At 70.5% G+C, this 16,523-nt stretch carries 20 protein-coding genes and 1 pseudogene; 12 read left to right on the forward strand and 9 right to left on the reverse strand.

The genetic code is table 11. The features are described from left to right. Positions 1-224: 224 nt before the first annotated feature. A pseudogene (locus ACFVUT_RS21180) lies at positions 225-632 on the reverse strand (pyridoxal-phosphate dependent enzyme); the annotation flags it as partial. Positions 633-899: 267 nt separating this feature from the next. Between ACFVUT_RS21180 and ACFVUT_RS21185 the strand changes: the two are divergent. Next, positions 900-1,514: a PadR family transcriptional regulator gene (locus ACFVUT_RS21185; protein WP_389658407.1), complete on the forward strand. Its 615-nt coding sequence runs from the start codon at positions 900-902 to the stop codon at positions 1,512-1,514. Between the two features lie 77 nt (positions 1,515-1,591). Here the strand turns inward: ACFVUT_RS21185 and ACFVUT_RS21190 are convergent, their stop codons facing one another. Both ACFVUT_RS21190 and ACFVUT_RS21195 read right to left on the reverse strand, forming a co-directional pair. Next, positions 1,592-2,023, reverse strand: a complete 432-nt coding sequence (locus tag ACFVUT_RS21190) for an SRPBCC family protein (protein WP_389658410.1) — start codon at positions 2,021-2,023, stop codon at positions 1,592-1,594. Between the two features lie 78 nt (positions 2,024-2,101). Next, positions 2,102-2,305 (reverse strand): hypothetical protein, encoded by a 204-nt coding sequence (locus ACFVUT_RS21195; protein ID WP_389658413.1) that lies wholly within the window; start codon positions 2,303-2,305, stop codon positions 2,102-2,104. 246 nt (positions 2,306-2,551) lie between these two features. On the opposite strand from ACFVUT_RS21195, the gene ACFVUT_RS21200 reads away from it, so the two are divergent. Continuing rightward, positions 2,552-3,085: a Clp protease N-terminal domain-containing protein gene (locus tag ACFVUT_RS21200; RefSeq protein WP_389658660.1), complete on the forward strand. Its 534-nt coding sequence runs from the start codon at positions 2,552-2,554 to the stop codon at positions 3,083-3,085. A 55-nt stretch (positions 3,086-3,140) separates the two neighbouring features. On the opposite strand, the gene ACFVUT_RS21205 is transcribed toward ACFVUT_RS21200, so the two are convergent. Then, entirely contained in the window at positions 3,141-3,704 is a 564-nt protein-coding gene (locus tag ACFVUT_RS21205) for a TetR/AcrR family transcriptional regulator (protein ID WP_389658416.1), read from the reverse strand. 87 nt (positions 3,705-3,791) lie between these two features. On the opposite strand from ACFVUT_RS21205, the gene ACFVUT_RS21210 reads away from it, so the two are divergent. The 3 genes from ACFVUT_RS21210 to ACFVUT_RS21220 all read left to right on the forward strand — a co-directional run bounded on the left by ACFVUT_RS21210 (position 3,792) and on the right by ACFVUT_RS21220 (position 6,449). Beyond that, complete coding sequence (locus ACFVUT_RS21210) at positions 3,792-4,250, forward strand: nuclear transport factor 2 family protein (protein WP_389658418.1); 459 nt, start codon at positions 3,792-3,794, stop codon at positions 4,248-4,250. 58 nt (positions 4,251-4,308) lie between these two features. Then, positions 4,309-5,337 (forward strand): DMT family transporter, encoded by a 1,029-nt coding sequence (locus tag ACFVUT_RS21215; protein WP_389658421.1) that lies wholly within the window; start codon positions 4,309-4,311, stop codon positions 5,335-5,337. A gap of 158 nt (positions 5,338-5,495) precedes the next feature. Continuing rightward, positions 5,496-6,449 carry a DMT family transporter gene (locus tag ACFVUT_RS21220; RefSeq protein ID WP_389658424.1) on the forward strand — a complete coding sequence of 318 codons (954 nt, stop codon included), beginning with the start codon at positions 5,496-5,498 and terminating at the stop codon, positions 6,447-6,449. A gap of 64 nt (positions 6,450-6,513) precedes the next feature. On the opposite strand, the gene ACFVUT_RS21225 is transcribed toward ACFVUT_RS21220, so the two are convergent. Beyond that, positions 6,514-7,206 (reverse strand): pyridoxamine 5'-phosphate oxidase family protein, encoded by a 693-nt coding sequence (locus ACFVUT_RS21225; protein WP_389658427.1) that lies wholly within the window; start codon positions 7,204-7,206, stop codon positions 6,514-6,516. Positions 7,207-7,241: 35 nt separating this feature from the next. Between ACFVUT_RS21225 and ACFVUT_RS21230 the strand changes: the two genes are divergently transcribed. Continuing rightward, positions 7,242-8,573: an aminotransferase class I/II-fold pyridoxal phosphate-dependent enzyme gene (locus ACFVUT_RS21230; RefSeq protein WP_389658430.1), complete on the forward strand. Its 1,332-nt coding sequence runs from the start codon at positions 7,242-7,244 to the stop codon at positions 8,571-8,573. Here ACFVUT_RS21230 and ACFVUT_RS21235 read toward each other — a convergent pair. Then, positions 8,564-9,562: a DMT family transporter gene (locus ACFVUT_RS21235; RefSeq protein ID WP_389658433.1), complete on the reverse strand. Its 999-nt coding sequence runs from the start codon at positions 9,560-9,562 to the stop codon at positions 8,564-8,566. The two genes, ACFVUT_RS21230 and ACFVUT_RS21235, sit on opposite strands and share 10 nt — an antisense overlap. Before the next feature lie 74 nt (positions 9,563-9,636). On the opposite strand from ACFVUT_RS21235, the gene ACFVUT_RS21240 reads away from it, so the two are divergent. After that, positions 9,637-10,551, forward strand: a complete 915-nt coding sequence (locus ACFVUT_RS21240; protein ID WP_389658436.1) for a LysR family transcriptional regulator — start codon at positions 9,637-9,639, stop codon at positions 10,549-10,551. A 17-nt stretch (positions 10,552-10,568) separates the two neighbouring features. Here ACFVUT_RS21240 and ACFVUT_RS21245 read toward each other — a convergent pair whose 3' ends face one another. Next, a complete protein-coding gene (locus ACFVUT_RS21245; protein WP_389658439.1) occupies positions 10,569-11,045 on the reverse strand; it encodes a pyridoxamine 5'-phosphate oxidase family protein in 477 nt (158 codons plus the stop codon). 112 nt (positions 11,046-11,157) lie between these two features. On the opposite strand from ACFVUT_RS21245, the gene ACFVUT_RS21250 reads away from it, so the two are divergent. Next, entirely contained in the window at positions 11,158-11,805 is a 648-nt protein-coding gene (locus tag ACFVUT_RS21250) for a cysteine hydrolase (protein WP_389658442.1), read from the forward strand. 19 nt (positions 11,806-11,824) lie between these two features. On the opposite strand, the gene ACFVUT_RS21255 is transcribed toward ACFVUT_RS21250, so the two are convergent. Further along, positions 11,825-12,310, reverse strand: a complete 486-nt coding sequence (locus ACFVUT_RS21255; RefSeq protein ID WP_389658445.1) for a Rieske (2Fe-2S) protein — start codon at positions 12,308-12,310, stop codon at positions 11,825-11,827. Between the two features lie 516 nt (positions 12,311-12,826). Here ACFVUT_RS21255 and ACFVUT_RS21260 point away from each other — a divergent pair. The 4 genes from ACFVUT_RS21260 to ACFVUT_RS21275 all read left to right on the forward strand — a co-directional run bounded on the left by ACFVUT_RS21260 (position 12,827) and on the right by ACFVUT_RS21275 (position 15,224). Next, a complete protein-coding gene (locus ACFVUT_RS21260) occupies positions 12,827-13,213 on the forward strand; it encodes a hypothetical protein (RefSeq protein WP_389658448.1) in 387 nt (128 codons plus the stop codon). Between the two features lie 516 nt (positions 13,214-13,729). Continuing rightward, positions 13,730-14,290, forward strand: a complete 561-nt coding sequence (locus ACFVUT_RS21265) for a DUF308 domain-containing protein (RefSeq protein ID WP_389658451.1) — start codon at positions 13,730-13,732, stop codon at positions 14,288-14,290. Positions 14,291-14,638: 348 nt separating this feature from the next. After that, positions 14,639-14,773, forward strand: coding sequence for a hypothetical protein (locus ACFVUT_RS21270; protein WP_389658454.1), 135 nt, complete (start codon positions 14,639-14,641; stop codon positions 14,771-14,773). 73 nt (positions 14,774-14,846) lie between these two features. After that, positions 14,847-15,224 carry a nuclear transport factor 2 family protein gene (locus ACFVUT_RS21275; RefSeq protein WP_389658457.1) on the forward strand — a complete coding sequence of 126 codons (378 nt, stop codon included), beginning with the start codon at positions 14,847-14,849 and terminating at the stop codon, positions 15,222-15,224. 49 nt (positions 15,225-15,273) lie between these two features. On the opposite strand, the gene ACFVUT_RS21280 is transcribed toward ACFVUT_RS21275, so the two are convergent. Further along, a complete protein-coding gene (locus ACFVUT_RS21280; protein WP_389658460.1) occupies positions 15,274-16,395 on the reverse strand; it encodes an IS630 family transposase in 1,122 nt (373 codons plus the stop codon). Positions 16,396-16,523 lie beyond the last annotated feature (128 nt).

A 16,523-nucleotide genomic window follows, 5' to 3' on the forward strand; every position in this document is an offset into this window, starting at 1 on the left:
GGCGGTTCGCAGAAGTAGGTCCGCAGGTAGCGGGGCGGAGGATGGTTGGCGTGGGCCAGGCGGACGATGAAGGACCGGATGCCTTCGCCGGACCGGGGCCGGACCTGGAAGGGCAGGACGCGGTGGTTCTCGTGGGTCATCGGGAGGACCTGGGCCCGCGGAGGTGAGGCGATTCGGCGGCGACGTCCAGCGGGACGGCCTTCAGCCCGGCTATCGTCGCCCCGGGCCGCGGCCCGCTCGCGCGCCGGGCTCGTGGTCGCCGTCCACCAGTTCCAGCCTGGCGTCCAGCGCGCGGATGCGATCGAGTTTGGCCCGAGTCGCGAAGCGGGAGCCACGACGGTGACGTCGAGTCCCCGGCCGCGACCGGACCAGGCGAGGGCCTGGCCGAGGTTGCCCGCGCTCGCGCACACCACGGCTCGCGAGCCGTCATCGGCGAGCTGGCTCGCGACCGGCTCAGTGCCGCGTGCCTTGAAGCTGCGGACCGGGTTCGCCGTTTCGAGCTTGATGCTCACCGCGCATCCGAGGTGAGGCTCCAGCGCCTCGCAGCGGTACAGCGGAGTATCGAGAAACATCGGGTCGATTACCCGGCGAGCCGCTCGGATTCGAGCAGTGTCGAGGCGCGTCTCCTGCACGACACAGCACCCTGGCGCCGCCGGCCGACACTCCACGAGAAATTGTCGAAGCCTGCTGGACAGGCCATCGGCCCGTCTTCGGTGTCACAAACCGTGCAGTAGCCCGTCTTCGCCGACACAGACTGCGATCGCCCCAGCTTCAGTGACAACCGCCCCAAGATCGCTGTCACGCGTCAACAGGACATCGGGGGTGCGGGCTTGTCGAGCGAGCTGTTCCGATATATCGTTGACGCATCGCGACAGGTCAACGATGAAAGGAGCGTAACGATGCGCTCACATGGACACGACCACGGACACGGGCACTACGGGCCCGGGCATCAAGGGTGGGGCGACCCCGAGGGGCGGCGAGCGGCCTTCGGGCCGTTCGGTCCGCCGTTCGGCGGCGGTCCCTTCGGGGGTGGCCCGTTCGGGGGCGGGCGCGGCCGGGGCGGCGGGCGGGGGAGGGCGCGGCGCGGTGACGTGCGCGCATCGATCCTGGCGCTGCTGAAGGACCGGCCCATGCATGGGTACGAGATGATCCAGGAGATCGGCGAGCGGAGCGGCGGGGCGTGGCGGCCCAGTCCGGGATCGGTCTATCCGACCCTTCAGCTGCTGGAGGACGAGGGTCTGATCGCCAGTGCGAGCGAGGGTGGCAAGAAGTTGTTCACGCTCACCGACAGTGGCCGCACCGAGGCGGAATCCGGTCCCGAGGCGCCTTGGGAGGAAGTCGGGCGCGGAGTCGACTGGGAGAGCGTCAACGAGATCCGGCAGGCCGGCGCCGGTCTGATGGAGGCGTTCGGCCAGGTCTGGAGGACGGGGTCGGCCGATCAGCGCCAGAAGGCGCTCACGGTCATCAATGACGCCCGTAAGAAGCTCTACCTGATCCTCGCCGACGAGCACTGAGCGCGCGGGCGGGATGTCGAGGGCCTCGCGGCCGGGTCGCGAGGCCCTTCCTCTTCTGCTCCGGCGGTCGGCGGTCGTCAGGCCGCGACCAGCTCGCTCAGTCTGCGCAGCGATTCGACGAGCGCGGCGGTGCCCGAGTCCTTGAGCTTGCCCGCCATCAGGGAGACCGCGGCGCCGGTGAACGTTCCGTCGATGCGCAGAGTGGTCGCGGCCCCGTCCGGGGTCAGCGAGTAGCGCATGGCCAGGTTGACGCCCATCGGCCCCTTGCCCGTGGTGGTCAGCAGGCGTGTGGTCTCCAGTTCCGTCACCGTCCAGGTCACCTCGGCCGGGAAGCCCATCAGCTTCATGTTCTCCTCGTAGGTGGCCGCGAGTTCGAGTGACGCCGGACCGCCTGAGGGGAAGCTGGTGTGGGTGGCGTTCCACCGGCCGTACGCGGTGAAGTCCGTCAGCTGGGCCCAGACCTTCTCGGCCGGTGCCTCGATACGTGCTTCCGCACTGACTTCGGCCATGAGACCACCCCTTCTCGGCGGGTTACGGTGTCGCGGAACGTAGCCGCAGTGACGTGAACATTCAATACTGATGAACCGTCATATCTGTGTGTCCGCTACTGCTGGGCCCACCCGCCAGATCCGGGCGGCGTCGAATCGGTCGGAGGCGCGCGGATGCGGGCCGTCGTCATGGCAGTGGAACGCGGCCCAGAACAGATCCGCGAGCAGGGCGTCCGCAGGTGCGTGGATCCGGTACACGTACTCCCGCCCGTCGAGCGCCGGCAGGGCGACCAGCCAGGACACGTCCGCAGATCCCCTTCCGCCTGCCGTATGGGTGGTGTGGCCTGTGGGACGCCTGCGGGCGAAGCCCGGTTGCGTCGGGGGCGCGAGGCAAGGCGGCGCGCGCTGCTCTTCCGGATCGGATTCCGAAATGGCGAGATCTCATTCGTAAGGAGGAGGAGCCGCTCGTGTGTGCCCAACTTGCGTGGGATGCCGTAATGGGCCCCTCCGGCGATGTTTTGACGCTGCGGAACTGATGGGGTGAGAGATGTGCAGAACCGGACACCGAGGATCCCTCAGCAGCCCGTACCGAACCGTGCTGAGTTCGATGCCAGACTCACTGCCGAGCTGGCCGCCGTGGTGACGGGCGCCCGCAGGCGCGCACTGCGCGGCGGTGACCGGCAGGTCGACACCGCACATCTGTTGCACTCCCTCATCGAATCGGACCCCGAGGTGCGGGCAGCCTTCGAAGGCGGACCCCAACTGGCCAGGGTTCTCGGTTATCTCGCCCAGCGCAGCATCGGATACGGGCTCCGCTGGCAGGGTGCGGTGGAGGACTCCGGTGCTCTCCCGGTTGTCGGGGGTGCGGGTGCCGCGGTGCGGGGTGCGGGGGTGGAGGGGTGGTCGCCCTCGGCCGCTTCGGCCATGGCCGAAGCCTGCGGGCGGGCGGAACTCAGGGGTGACGCGCGCGCCGGAGGGCTCGATCTGCTCGCGGCCCTGGCCGCGGACCGTGAATGCCGGGCCGTCGAAGTGTTGGAGCGTGCCGGTGTCGACGCCGGGCGGCTCGCCGCCCGGATCGTGTAGACGCCGGACCGGGGCCGGCGGCCGTCCCGCCGGCGGGGTGTCGCGGCCGGCCGGTTCAGTGCCGGGGTTCGGTCAGAGCCGTGAGGGCCGGGCGGAGCAGGGCGGCGATGCGGTCGACGGGGGCGTCGCGCAGGACGTCGAGGTTCAGGAGCTGGTGGCCGATGGTGACGCCGATCAGGGTGGTGACGACCAGTGCGGCGCGCAGCTCGGGGTCGTCGGCCTCCGGCAGCGCCGTACCGATGCTGTCGATCTGCCGGCCGAGGATCTCCCGGGCGTGCTGGGCCGCCACCGGATCGGTGAGCATGGAACGCATCATCGCCAGCGTGCCGTCGGGAAGGCCGCCGAGCTTGAGGTCCAGCGTGGTGAGCAGTTGATCCACCAGTGAGTCCGCGTCCGTGGTGGCCGGCGTGGGTGGTGACCGTACGGCTTGGGTGAACAGCTCCCGTTTCGCTCCGAAGTACTGCATGACCAGCGCCGGATCGACGCCTGCCGCGGCTGCGACGGCGCGGATGGTGGTGCGATCGAATCCGCGCTCGGCGAACAGCTCGCGGGCGCTGTCGAGGATGCGTGCCTCGGTGGCTCGGCGGCGGTCGGCGCGGGAGAGGTGAGGGGCGGTCACGAATTCACTCTACAGGCGTTGACCGATGCCCGTGCGGACTCGTACGGTCATTGGGTCAACGTTTGTTGAGCGAAGGGAGTGAGTGCTGTGCCAGGTCCGCAGGAAGCGTCCGCCCGTACGCCCCGTGAGGTGCTGGGTCGCTACCACCAGGCCATGCTCGACAAGTCCGCGGACGACCTCGCCGACCTCTACGCCGTGGACGCGCTGCATGAGTTCCCGTTCGCGTCCCCCGGCTTTCCCGCGCGTTACGAGGGTCGCGAGGCGGTGCGTGCCGGCTACCGGGCTGCCTGGGGCGCAAGTCCCGTCGAGGCGGAGGCGGTCGAGGACATCGAGATCCATGAGACCGGCGATCCGGAAGTGGTCGTCGGCGAGCATGTCGTCGTCGTTGCGCTGCCGGCCGGGGGCGGCACCTTCACCATGCCCGGGTTGCTGGTCATCCGCGTCCGTGACGGACTGATCACGCGGATCCGCGACTACATGGACGGCCTGGCCGCCGTGGGGCTCGGAGAACGGTTGGCGAGGGCTGCCGAGGAGCGGAGCACCTGAGAGCAGTGTCAGGGGTCACTGGGATGACGCTCCTGACCACAACTGTCATGATGTGCCGATGCACGCGCCTCAGGGGAGAAACGCCGGTCTGGGAATCGCCCTGGCCTCGGCGTTCGCATTCGGTGGTTCAGGGGTGGCTGCCAAGCCGCTGATCGAGGCGGGACTCGATCCGCTCCACGTGGTGTGGCTGAGGGTGGCGGGTGCCGCGCTCGTCATGCTGCCGGTCGCCTGGCACCACCGGGCTCTGGTGCGCAGCAGGCCCGCTCTGCTGCTGGGGTTCGGCCTGCTCGCGGTGGCCGGTGTGCAGGCCTTCTACTTCCTCGCGATCTCCCGTATCCCCGTCGGTGTGGCTCTTCTCATCGAGTATCTGGCTCCCGCGCTCGTCCTCGGGTGGGTCCGCTTCGTCCAGCGCAGGCCGGTCACCCGCGCCGCCGCCATCGGCGTGGTGCTCGCCGTCGGTGGACTCACCTGCGTGGTCGAGGTCTGGTCGGGGCTCCGCTTCGACGCGGTCGGGCTGCTGTTCGCACTCGTCGCCGCCTGCTGCCAGGTCGGCTACTTCGTCCTGTCGGACCAAGGCGGCGGGGACGGAGCGTCAGGAGGGGAACCGCCGCATCCGCTCGGTGTCATCGCGTACGGGCTGCTGATCGGCGCGGTCGTTCTCACCGTGGTCGCGCGGCCCTGGGGCATGGACTGGTCGGTCCTGGCCGGCCGCGCGGTCACGGACGGCACGGAGATCCCCGCCTGGCAGCTGCTCGTCTGGATCGTGCTGGTGGCGACGGTGATCGCCTACGTCACCGGCGTGATCTCGGTCAGGCTGCTCTCGCCCGCCGTGGCGGGCGTCGTCGCGTGTCTGGAGGCGGTCATCGCCACCGTGCTCGCCTGGGTGGTGCTCGGCGAGCACCTGTCGACGCCGCAGTTCGTCGGCGGTGCCCTGGTACTGATCGGTGCCTTCATCGCCCAGTCGGCGACACCGGGGCCACCCTCCGGGCCCGTCGCTTCCGGACCGGGCGAGGGGCGTGTCGCGGCACCGGGCGCGGGCCGTACCACCGCCGATGAGAGCTTGTCCGGAGAACGTGCCGGGACGTAGTGTGATGATCATGCGTCTGACCGTGCTTTCGCCGCCTGCCGCCTAGCGCGGGCGGCCACTCCTGACGAAGACCGGGCTCGGGCAGTCCCCGAGTGGCTCGTCGCTGCCCGTGTGCGGAGCTGAGCGACCACCATCCTGTCTTCATCCGGAGAGACCACGTGTCACACCCTGCTTCCGGCCTGCCCGTCGGGCGGAGCCTCTTCTTTCTGATCGTCGCCGGTGTTGCCTGGGGCACCGCCGGGGCCGCCGGTTCGCTGATCTTCGAGGCCAGCGACCTGGGCCCGCTCGCCCTGTCGTTCTGGCGCTGCCTGGGTGGCCTTGTGCTGCTGCTCGGCGTGCTGGCGCTACGGCCCCGGCGCGCGGCCGGCCCCGCCGAACCCCGCCGCCGACTGCTGCGCGTCCTGGGGACCGGTGTGGGTCTCACCGTCTTCCAGAGCGCGTACTTCGCGGCCGTGGAGGCGACCGGCCTCGCGGTCGGGACCGTCGTCACCCTCGGAGCGGGCCCCGTCTTCATCGCGGTCGGTGCGCGACTGACCATGGGGGAGCGACTGGGGCGCGGCGGACTTGCCGCGGTGGTGGGCGCGCTGGCCGGGCTCGCCGTACTGGTTCTCGGCGACGACGGGGCCTCCGTGCGGCCCGCCGGGGTCGCCCTGGCGCTGCTCTCCGCGGCCGGCTACGCGGCGATCACCCTGCTGACCCGGTGGCTCGGCCGTGACGGCGGCGCCACCGACTCGCTCGCCACCAGCGCCTGGGCGTTCGGGATCGGAGCCGTCGGCCTGCTGCCGATGGCGGCCTGTGAAGGGCTCGTACCGCACACCGACCAGGCCGTGCGGGTGGCGATGCTGCTGGTCTATGTCGCCGCGGTGCCGACCGCGCTCGCGTACGCGCTCTACTTCGCGGGCGCAGCGGTGGTGCGTGCCGCGACGGTGTCCGTGATCATGCTGATCGAACCGGTCAGCGCGGCGGTCATCGCGGTGGTGGTGCTCCGGGAACAGCTCACCGCAGCCACGGTCGTCGGGACGCTCCTGCTGCTCGCCGCCGTGGTGGGGCTGGCGTGCGCCGAGGCGCGGGATGCCGCGCGGGCTCGCCGTCGGGCGGCCGTGGCGGCCTGAGCGCCGGGGCGGACGGGGCCGGTGCGCCCGGCGGTCCCGCCCACCCCGGCGTATCCGGGAGGGGTCAGAGAGCGGCGATGTAGTCGGGCACTCCGACGGCGGGATCCAGGTCGTCCGAGGGGAGTGGTGTCGCGTAGCCGCGGGCGAGCGGGACGACGCCCGCCCAGTGGGGCAGTGCGAGATCGCGGGGCTCGTCGTTGGGGCCGCCGGTGCGGATCTTGGCGGAGACCTCCTGGAGTTCCAGCCGGATCACGGCTGTCGCGGCGAGTTCCTTCTCGTCGGCGGGCCGTGAATCCGCGGAGCGGCCGGGCACCACGTGGTCGACGATGGCGTCGAGGGCGGTCCGCCGCTCCTGCGGGTCGGTCACCGTGCGCGCGATGCCGTGGACCACCACGGAGCGGTAGTTGATCGAGTGGTGGAAGGCGGAGCGGGCCAGCACCAGCCCGTCGACATGCGTCACCGTCAGGCAGACGGGCAGGCCCGGGTCGGTCCGGCCGGCCTCCCGCAGCGGCCTGGAGCCGGTCGAGCCGTGTACGTAGAGCCGCTCGCCGACCCGGCCGAAGAGCGTCGGCAGGACGACCGGTGCGCCGTCGCGGACGAAACCGAGATGGCACACGTACGCCTCGTCGAGTATCGCGTGAACCACGTCCTTGTCGTACGCGGCACGATCGCGCGAGCGCGTCGGGACGGTGCGCTCGGTCGGCCGGTATGCGGCTGCGGTGTCGCCCGTGGGCTGCGGCGGTGCGGTCTCCGACATTGCGTACTCCATTGCACTAGTGCATAATCATGTTTGTGCTAGGAGAGTATCGGATTGTCGGGCGGCGCGCATCGGAAATCGCTGCCAGCGTGGAGCGCGGGGTCGGTTCGGGGGACCTTGCTCCTGGGCAAGTGCTGCCTCCCATGAGGGAGTTGGCGGACCTGCTGGGGGTGAATCCCAATACCGTGGCGTCCGCCTATCGCACGCTCCGCGAGCGCGGGGTGATCGAGACGGCCGGGCGCAGGGGCAGCAGGGTGCGGCCCCGCCCCGCGAGCACGGCGCGCGGTTCGCTCCGGGTCGAGGCGCCGCCCGGCGTGCGGGACCTGGGTGCGGGCAACCCCGATCCGGCGCTGCTGCCCGCGCTGGGGGAGGCGTTCGCGGCGGCCACGGGCGAGTACGCGCGGCGGCCCGGGATGTACGGACAGGCCCGGGTGGACCCGGAGTTCGCCGCGCTCGCCCGCGCCGCGCTGGATGACGACGGAGTGCCCGCCGGGCCCGTGGTCGCGGCCTCCGGATCGCTGGACGCGATCGAGCGCGTGCTGATGGCGCACCTCAAGCCCGGTGACATGGTGGCGGTCGAGGATCCGGGATGGGGCAGCATGCTGGACCTCGTACCGGCGCTGGGGTTGCGTCCCGTGCCCGTCGCGCTGGATGACGAGGGGCCGCTGCCCGAGGCCGTCGAACACGCGCTGAAGGCCGGTGCCCGCGCGCTCGTGGTCACCGACCGTGCGCAGAATCCGACCGGTGCCGCGATCAGCGCGGGGCGCGCACGCGAGCTGCGGGGCGTCCTCGCAGGACACCGCGGCGTCCTGCTGATCGAGGACGACCACGGACACGCCATCGTCGATCTGCCGCTTCATCCACTGGCGGGCGCCACGGACCGGTGGGCGTTCGTGCGCTCGGTCGCCAAGGCGTACGGGCCGGATCTGCGCGTCGCCGTCCTGACCGGCGATCCGGTCACGACGGACCGGGTGTCGGGCCGGCAGCGGCTCGGGCCCGGCTGGGTCAGCAGGCTGCTGCAACGGGCCGTGGTGCACCTGTGGACCTCGGGCGCGGTCGATTCCGGCGAGGTGGCGCGGGCCTACGGGCGGCGGCGGGACGCACTCGTGCGGGCGTTGGAGGAGCGGGGTGTGGCGGCGCACGGACGCAGCGGCATGAACGTATGGGTGCCGGTCAGCGACGAGACCGGTGCGGTGGCGCGGCTGCTGCACGCGGGCTGGGCGGTCGCACCCGGGGCGCGGTTCCGGATGTCCGCGCCCCAGGGGATCCGGCTCACCGTCTCACCGCTCACCCCTGCCGACATCGGGCCGCTGGCCGACGCGGTGGCTGCGGCGGCGGGGCCGGCGCAGCCGCTGAACTACGGCTGAGCCCTGTTCCCGGCTCTGCCGCCGCGCGCCCTGCTCTGGGTGAGGGCCGCCCCCACCAGGATCACGAGCGCGCCCACCGGCGTGTTCCAGCTCAGCCGCTCACCCAGGACGACGACGCCGGCAGCGGTGGCGATCACCGGGGTGAAGTACGTGACCATCTGGGCAGTCGTCGGTCCCACCTCCTCCACCAGCCCGTACTGCAGCAGCACCGCGAGGCCCGTGCCGAGCGCCCCCAGGGCGACCACGGCAAGGGTCGGGAGCAGTGGGAATCCCTCGGGAGCCGACGTGGCCAACGGGGTCACCAGAGCGATCTGCACCGTGCCGAGGAAGAGCTGGCTGCCGGTCAGGGCAAGCGTGGACGCCCCGCTGCCCGCCAGCGTCCGGCGGACGTAGATCCAGCCGACCGGATAGCTCAGAGAGGCGAGCAGGGCCAGGGCCGTACCGCTGAAGCCCAGCCCGGTGAAACCCTGCCAGGCGCCCAGCACGGTCAGCACACCGAGGAATCCGAGTCCGAGCCCCGCGACGCGGCGGCGGGTCGGCCGGTCCTCGGAGAGCGCGACGAGCGAAAGCGCCATGCCCCACAGGGGCGAGGTCGCGTTGCAGATCCCCGCCAGCGTCGACGGGATGCTCAGCTCGGCGTACGCGAAGAGCGAGAACGGCAGCGCGTTGAGGAAGAACGCGGCGACGGCCAGATGGCCCCACGTGCGGGCGCCGCGCGGCAGCCGATCGCGCCGCACCGCCATGGCGACGGCCAGCACCGCCGTGCCCGACAGGAGGCGGCCGAGAGCGACCTGGAACGGGGCGTACCCCTCGGTGCCGACCTTGATCAGAAGGAAGCTGAAACCCCAGATGAGCGAGAGCGCTCCGAACCGGATCCGCCAGTCCGGCGTCCGGCGCGCGGCAGGGGCCGCTGCGGCCCTCCCGGGCGGAGGGACAGAGGTGGCGTATTCGGCGGAACGGTTGGTGTCCGGTGCGGCAGAGGCGCTCATGACGTCAACGATGACGAAGCTCATCACGTAGAACAAGTGAGATTTTGTGCGCGCATCCGCGTAGCATCGCTTACATGTTGAACCTGGAGCGCTTGCGTACCCTGGACGCCCTCGCGCGGCACGGTTCGGTCAGCGCTGCCGCCGAGGGACTGCATGTCACCACATCTGCGGTCTCCCAGCAGATGTCGAAGCTGGAGCGGGAGGTGGGTCAGCGACTCCTCACCAAGAACGGCCGCGGCGTCCGGCTCACCGACGCCGGCCGGCTGCTCGCCGACCACGCGGCCCGCATCCTGTCCCAGGTCGAACTGGCCCAGTCCGACATCGAGGCGCAGCGGGGCGAGGTGGTGGGCGAGATCCGGCTCGCCGCCTTTCCGACCGCGGCGCGCGGACTCTTCCCCGCGGTGCTCCTCGCCCTGCGCGCGGACCATCCCGAGCTGCGCGTGCATACCCGGGAGCTGGAGCCCGAGGTCGGGATCCGGGCGGTGATCAGGGGCGACGTCGACCTCGCGGTGGTGCTGGACTGGAGCAACAAGCGACTCCCGGTGCCCGGCGGTCTGACCAGGGTCGGGCTCCTGGACGATGTCCCGGATGTCGCGATGCCGGCCGGTCACCGGCTCGCGGACCGGGCGGAGGTGGACCTGGAGGAGTTCGCCGACGACGACTGGGTCTCCTGGCCCGAGGGGGAATTCTGCTACGACTGGCTGGTGTTCACCCTGCGCTCCAAGGGCATCGAGCCGCGTATCGCGCATCTGGCGGCCGAGCACCACACCCAACTTGCCCTGATCGCCGCCGGGACGGGCGTGTGCGTGGCGCCCCGGCTGGGCCGAGGGCCCGTGCCCGACGGGGTGCGGCTCGTGCCCGTGCGGCAGAGGATGCTGCGGCACGTCCACGCCGTGTGGCGTACCGACGCGGACCGGCGTCCGTCGATCCGGGCGGCGGTGGCGGCGCTGCGGGCGGCCGGCCGGGAGCAGGGCGCGCCGCCGGAGTAGACGGGGGCGGAAGGTCCTCAGGCCGCGGCGGGCCCGGCGAGCTTCCGGAAGTCCCAGGAAGTGATGGCCTCGGGAGTGAGCCGGAGCCAGGCGTGCCGGCCGTCGTGGGGCATGGTGTCCATCCCGAAGTACTTCGCCGCGAACAGCCGTTCCGGTACGTCGAGTTCGGGGCACGGTTCGCCGGTTCGCGGCGCCTCCGCGACCGGGACGGCCGTGCCGGAGAGTTCGATGCCGCGCAGATCGGTGTACTCCACCCCGTCGTCCACGATCACCGCGATCCTCGGGTCCTCGCGCAGCTGGGACCAGCGCAGGCTCCGGGTGATCGAGTAGAGCCAGAGCGAGGTTCCGTCCCAGATGAACCAGAGGGCGCCGATGTGCGGTCGGCCGTCCGCGGACACGGTGGCGACCCGGCAGGTGCGCTGCTCGGCGAGATAGGCGTCGCGTTCCGCGTCCGTCATCATGATCCGACGGCCTCGTCGCTGCACGGCGGCCATGGAGCCCCCTCCCACTGGCTGACTGTATGTCAGGAAGCATGGGGCCTCTTCCCTCGGCACGCAATGGTCGTTACCCTCGCGCGCCCGATCCCGCCCGCCGAAAGGGGCAGTAGTGCCGTCGAAGGAACAGCTCGCCGAGCAGCTCGATCCGGCCACCACCGTGCTTCTGACCGTCGAATGCCAGCAAGGTGTCGTGGGTCCTGGCAGCGCGCTGCCCGAACTGGCCGAGGAGGCCAGATCCTCCGGCGCCCTGCACCGAGTCGCCCGCCTGGTCGCGGCCGCCCACGAGGCCGGGGTCCAGGTCATGCACGCGGTGGCCGAACGCCGTCCCGACGGGCGGGGCGCCAACAGCAACGCCCGGCTCTTCCGCGCCGCCGGCCGACTCCCCGTACAACAGCACTCGGGCACCACCGCGGTGCGGATCGCCCCGCCCGTCGAGGTGGCGGACGAGGACCTCGTCGTGCGCAGGTTGCACGGCCTCTCGCCGATCGCCGGTACGGACGTGGACGCCCTGCTCCGCAACCTCGGCTGCCGGACGCTCGTCGTCACCGGGGTGTCCGCCAATGTCGCCGTCCCCAACGCCGTGTTCGACGCGGTGAATCTCGGATACACGGTGGTGGTGCCGTCGGATGCCATCGCGGGAGTGCCGGCCGACTACACTCCCGCGATGGTCCGCAACACACTCGCCCTCGTCGCCACGGTCACCACCACCGATGACGTACTCGGCTGCTGGCTGAGCCGAGGACGGGCCAGGGGCTGACCGACGGTCGGGGCAGCCCTCAGGACGTGAGCGTGATCGAGCCGCCCTCGACGGTGATCGGCCGGGCGGGCAGCGGCGTGGTCGCGGGGCCGGCCGTCACGCTGCCCGTGGCCACATCGAACTTGCTTCCGTGACAGGGGCAGTTGATGGTGCCGTCCGACACGCTCGACACCGCGCATCCCGCGTGGGTGCACTTCGACGAGAACGCCTTGAACTCGCCGGCCTTGGGCTGCGTCACGACGACGCCCTGATCGGCGATGATCACACCGCCGCCCTCCGGGACGTCGGCGGTCTTCGCCAGAGGCTCCCCGCGACCACCGTCCGATCCGTCGTCGGCCGACTCGCTCGCGGTCGAACCGCCCGATTCCACGGTGGGCGCTCCCTCGGTGGCCGCTTCCTTCCGGCCGCCGCACGCCGTGAGGACGGCTGCCGCCGACACGGCTCCGACCGCTGCGACAACGGACCTGCGCCCGGGACGGACCTCGGGGTCCTGCGATGCGCTCATGCTGGCTTTCCCTTCCGCGTGTTCACGACTTCGCTGTTCACGACTTCGCTGTTTTTCACTTCGGTGTTCTTCATTTCGGTGTTCTGTATTTTGGTGTTCTCGACCTGTGTTCACGCCCTCCGTGTTCACACCCTCCGTGTTCGCGACCTTCGCATCCGGCCGGTAGGACGCGGAGAAGGACTCCCGTACCCACCGGCCGGAACGCTTCGCGAGGATGCCCCGCTCCATCAGTAGCAGGGTGCCCACCGTCTCCTCCCGGGGTGCTGGAGGGCCGGCCCCGGACAGCGACAGCGCGGAGTGCGACCGGCCCGGCCAGGAGCGCGGCGACGAACCCCAGCATGTGGGCGGCGGCCACATTCTCATCGGCAGGACCGGGCACCGACATGAGCGGCGAGTCGGCTCGGCCGCCTCCGCTGCCCGGTCGGGCGGCCCTGCCCGGCCTCGGCCGCGTCGGGCCGCCTGTGGGGAGAAAGGCGCACCGCGTCAGTGTCAGAGGCGTCTGCAAGGCTGACCGGTATGACACTGAGCAACTTCAACGACCTTGAGCAGGCCATTCGCAACGCTTGGGGCGCGGACACCACGACGCCGGCCCACCGCCCGGACTGGACCCCGGACAACCCGGCGCGCGACCAGTGCGGAGTCACCGCGCTGGTGGTGAACGATCTGCTGGGCGGTGAGCTGATCCGCGGTGAGGTGCATGTCGACGGCGAACGAGTGGACTACCACTGGTGGAACCGTCTGGGCATGGGGGTCGAGGTCGATCTCACGCGCGAGCAGTTCGGCCCCGACGAGAAGGTCGTCGGCGGAGAGGTGATCCAACGGCCTGCGGAGATCGTGCGTCTCCGTGAGGAGTACGAGCTGCTCCGCGACCGAGTCCTGGCGGGCCTGCGTCCGTTGGGCTGATCTTGTCCTATGCCTCTGACGACGGCTGAGAGGGGGACGGTGAGCTGATCCGCGGATGCTGGGAGACGGCGGCTGGCGCCCGTTGAGCGCGTTTGACGGGAGTGGGGCGCCGTGATGGTCGACGTGTTGTCGACGACGTCGCACGCCTTCGCGTCTGATACGTGTCCCGAGGGGGTCTTCTTCGCTGACGGACATGTCGGTGTGCGTGTCTCCCTCTCGCTCGGCACATCGCGAGCGCACTGCGGTGACCCGTGCGGGGACACGCTGGTGGAACACCCGGCTGGCGGTGTTGAGCAGCCGGGACCACGCTTCGGACGGCCGGCTTTTGGATGCGGTGCGCTGCACATCCTGCGGCCCCATGGAGAGGTAGAACGTTCTGTCTTGACAAGCTGTGACGTCCTTGCCAGTCTGAGGGTACAGAACGTTCGTTCTTGCGGGAGTGGTCTCCGGTGACCCGGGACGCCTATCCGGCGCCGAACTGCCTTCTCCTCCGCGTATCCACCGAAAGGGATCACCGTGAGCACCATTGCTGCTCCGTCCGGCATCACGGGGACGGCCTCTGCCCTGCGGCGGCTGTACTTCGCCCGGTTCGCGTTCGCCATCGTCTGGGCCCTTGTGATGTTCACGATGGCGGCGGAGATCAGTCCGGTCGCGGCCGTGCTGCTCGTGCTGTATCCGCTGTTCGACGTGGGGGCGGCCGTCGTCGACGCGAGGTCGTCGCGCACTACGGGGTCGCCGGTACTGCTCTACGTGAACATGGCGGTGAGTCTCGTCGCGGCCGTCGGCGTGGCCATCGCCTGTGCGTCCGGCATTCCGGCGGTGCTGCGCGTGTGGGGAGCCTGGGCGATCGCGTCCGGGCTGGTCCAACTGATCGTGGCTGTGCCCCGCCGCAAGATGGGCGGCCAGTGGCCGATGATCCTCAGCGGCGCTATTTCGGTCCTGGCCGGGGCGTCGTTCGTGGCGTCGGCCGGCGCGGACGAGCCCACGCTCACCAGCGCGATCGGCTACGCCGTCCCGGGCGGCATCTTCTTCCTCGTCTCGGCCCTGCGCCTGGGCCGCGCCGCGAAGGAGAACTGACATGGATGCGTCGGCCTGACGCCGAGTGCCCGGCTCACGGTGGACGACACGCTGCGGGTGGTCGGAGACGAGGGGACGCCGCCGGCCGGCGGGTGGCTGTACGCCGCCGGTGACGTCAACCGGCGGCGTGCTGCTGCCCCACCAAGGCAAGTACCGGGCCTGTGCCATGGGCGATGTCATCGTGGCGCGCGCCACGGGCGAAGCGGTTGGCTTCGGTCATGTGAAGTGGTTCCGGCTCAACTTGTGTGACGCGCCTACTCTGAGTGACAGTCGGGCTCCTTCGAACCGTACGCGAAGTCGCCCGAAAATGCTTCATGGACAAGACCGTTGGGCTGAGAGTTCGGGGCCATGCAAGAGGTCGTGCTCCGGCTGAAGGAGCTGTTGTTCCCGTCGATCGCGGACGTCGCGGTGCTGTCGGTGGACGTGAACATCGAGACTCTGCGGAGTCTGGTCGGGCCGGGTTCATGGTTCCTAGTGCTGTGACCGGGATGGTCCACCGTGATCGGAAGGCAGCTCGCGCGACGAGCGCAAGCGCAACGGCTGGTATTACTGGGGCATGCAGGAAGAGACGGCACGCTCCGCGATCGACACGTTCATCTCCGCGTTTAACGCCTCGGACGACAGCTATGTGACTGCCCTGCTCTCCCAGGCACTGACCTCAGACGTGGTCTTCTGGGGGCCGTTGGGCCGCAGCGAAGGAGTCGCGGCGGTCGAGCGGTTCGTGCTGGACATCCGGAGCCACCCGGCGGGGACGGGCACGATGGTGCGCTGCTCAGCGGTGGACATGCCTGACGAGTGGGCCCGGTACCAGTGGGTCTTCACCACGCCGGATGGAGGCCCCCGCCTGGCGGGAACGGACATCGTCCATCTGCGGCGGAGCCTCATCGACCAGGTCATCGTCTTTGCGGGGGAGATCGAGCCGTCCGCCTCCTGAGTCGTCCTTCTGTCCCTTTCGGCACTCCGGGGCTGCGGTTCGCGGTCGGTCAGGCTGCGGTGTTGAGGGGGCGTCCGCCCCAGCGGATGCCCTTCTCGCTGCGGATGCGGGCGCGTTCCTTGCGCTGGGCGGCAAGTACGTCGGGGTGGCGCGCGTTGGCGTTGCGCCAGCGCAGGTAGGCGTGCAGTGCCCGGGTCTGCACGGTGTGGTTGGGGTGGTTGGAGTTGGCGATGGTGAACTGCCGCAGCGGTCCGAAATGCGCCTCGATCGGGTTCGCCCACGACGCGTAGGTCGGAGTGAAGCACAACTCGACCTTGTTCGCCTTCGCCCAGCGGCGGAGGTCGGCGCCTTTGTGGGCGGACAGGTTGTCCAGGATGACGTAGATCGGGGCGCCGTCGGGCCGGGCGGCGCGGATCGACTTCAGCGCGGCCAGCGTGTTCGCGGCACCTTTCGTGCGGCGGTTGACGCCCCACAGGCGGTCGTCGCCGACCGAGTAACAGCCGTGGAAGTAACGCACCCCGTGAGTGCGGTGGTAGGTGGCCGGCACTCGGTCGGGATGCTTCCGTTCGGCCCAGCCCGAGCCTGCGGTGGGTCGGATGCCGAGCGGTCCGAACTCGTCGAAGGCGAAGACCCGGTCGGGGAAACGGTCCAGGATCTCCTCGATCCGGTCCAGCTTCGCCTCGCGGTCCGGGTCGGGGGATTCCTTCCATGTCTTGGTGCGCTGGAAGGCGACGCCGCGGCGGGCGAGCAGACCGCGTAACGCCTCGCGGCCGATGCGGATCACCCGGCCGTGGACTTTCCGCAGGTAGACGACGAGCTTACGCAGCGACCAGCGAGTGAAGGGCTGGCCGAGCTTGGTCGGGCGGGTGGTGGCCGTCTGGATGACGAAGTCCTCGTCGTCAGGACTGAGCAGGCGGGGACGGCCTCCCGCCCACCGAGGGTCCAAGCAGGCCAGACCGATCGCGTTGAACCGATGGATCACGTCACGCACGGTGTCCTCATCGGCCTGCACCAGCTTCGCGATCACCGGCACCCGGTTCCCGCCCGCAGAGGCCAGCAGCATCGTCGCCCGCCGGTACCGCACCGAACTGGTACTGCCCCGACGCACGATCTGCTGCAGCTTCTGCCCCTCCTGATCGGTCAACCTGCGCACACGGACAGGCTCAGCCACCACACCCCCCAGCAATCGGACGGACGTCAGCGCCCATCCAACCGCCGGAGCCCTCGACCCGGCCAACCTTCCCGGTCAGAGCGCTAGCGGACCGAGCGGTTGCGTTCCACCCTGGCCGCGGTCGGTCT

This window comes from Streptomyces sp. NPDC058051, from assembly GCF_042885475.1.
Taxonomy (GTDB): Bacteria; Actinomycetota; Actinomycetes; order Streptomycetales; family Streptomycetaceae; genus Streptomyces.